Below are 1,668 nucleotides of genomic sequence, written 5' to 3'. Positions count from 1 at the left end.
GGCGATCGTCACACACGTGCCGGGAACCGGGTCGCCGTGTCCGAGGAACAGGGCGCTGGGATCGGGGACCTCTTCGATGCCCTCGCCGGTCATGTCGAAGCATCCCACCTCGTCGGTGGGGCCGAAGCGGTTCTTCAGGGCGCGCACGAATCGCAGCGACGTCTGCCGGTCGCCCTCGAAGTGGCAGACGACGTCGACGAGGTGCTCGAGCAGCCGGGGGCCGGCGATCGATCCGTCTTTGGTGACGTGGCCGACGATGATCACCGGCAGGTGCCGTTCCTTGGCGACGCGGATCAGGGTCGACGCGACCTCGCGCACCTGCGACGGATGCCCTGCCATTCCATCGCTCATCGACGACGCGACGGTCTGCACGGAGTCGACGATCAGCAGATCGGGGGACACATCGTCGATGTGCCCGAGGATCGTCGCGAGGTCGGTCTCGCTCGCGAGGTAGAGCTGGTCGTGGAGGGCGCCGGTCCGCTCAGCGCGCAGGCGCACCTGCGCCGTGGATTCCTCGCCGCTCGCGTAGAGCACGCGTCGGCCGGCCCGGGCCGACTGCGCCGCCACCTCGAGGAGCAGCGTCGACTTGCCGACGCCCGGCTCGCCCGAGAGCAGGATGGCAGCGCCGGGCACGACCCCGCCGCCGAGCACGCGATCGAACTCCGCCACGCCCGACGTGCGTCGGGGTGTGTCGCGGGTGTCGACGTCGGTGATCGGACGCGCCGCTCGCTGCGGGGGCGGGGCGACGGCGGTGACCGAGCGGACGATGCCGGTCTGCTCGGCGGCCTCGACGACGGTTCCCCACTGCTGGCACTCGCCGCACCGCCCGACCCACTTGATCGTCGTCCACCCGCACTCGGTGCACCGGTACGGGGCGGTCTGGGTGGTGCGTCTGGTGGCCATCACCGCAAGGCTACGCGGACCCTCCGACATCGGCCGCCGGCGGTGGCGGCGTCAGGCTCCGGATGCGAGCACCGCCGCGCCGACGACCTCCTGGCTGAACGGAACCGAGTAGGCCATGAGTGCGCCGGCCTGGGCATCGCGCACGATCCGCTGGATGGGTGAGCGCACGAGATAGGCGCCGCCGCCACCGACGCGCAAGGCGAGCGCCGCCGTGGACTTCGCCACCTCGTTGGCGAGCATCTTCGTCTCGGTCGCCGCGGCCATCGCCTCTGGGTTCTTCTCGTCGGCGAGCCACGCGGTGCGCTCGGCCATGAGGAGCGCGGCGGTCACCTGCGCCCACGCCATGCCGGTCTCGTGCTTGACCCACTGCTGGTCGGCGAGCATCGCGCCGCCCTTGGCCCGGTGGGCGGATGCGGTCAGCTCGTCGAGCGCGGACTCGGCGATCCCGAGGGAGATGAAGGCGAACCCGACGGTGATCAGGTTGGCGTAGTCGGGCGAGGGCGGGCCGCATCGGCGCGCGGCCGGCAGCGGCGTGCCGTCGAAGACGATCGTGCGGCTGCGGGTCGCGCGCATGCCCATGGTCTCGTCGATCGGCGGGAAGGAGACCGTGTCGTCGATGGTCACCCCGAAGAAGGCGGGGCCGCCCTCGACACGGGCGTTGAGGAACAGGTGGTCGGCGGCCTCCGAACCGGAGACGAAGAGTTTGCGACCGGTGAGGCTCCATCCGCCGTCGCGTGCGACCGCATCCTGCTGCGAGGTCAGGAA

At 71.3% G+C, this 1,668-nt stretch carries 2 protein-coding genes; both read right to left on the bottom strand.

Annotated elements, in window-relative coordinates:
• A partial coding sequence (locus B4E30_RS15225) for a DNA repair protein RadA (protein WP_286796014.1) occupies positions 1 to 903 on the bottom strand: 903 nt, incomplete at its 3' end.
• Positions 904 to 954: 51 nt separating this feature from the next.
• Positions 955 to 1,668 (bottom strand): acyl-CoA dehydrogenase (locus B4E30_RS15220; protein ID WP_286796013.1); only part of this gene is annotated, 714 nt, incomplete at its 5' end.

The sequence above is a fragment of the Microbacterium sp. UBA3394 genome (assembly GCF_002358725.1).
Taxonomy (GTDB): domain Bacteria; phylum Actinomycetota; class Actinomycetes; order Actinomycetales; family Microbacteriaceae; genus Microbacterium; species Microbacterium luteum.
Note: the sequence above shows the minus strand (reverse complement) of the source record. Positions and strands in the feature narration are given on the sequence as shown.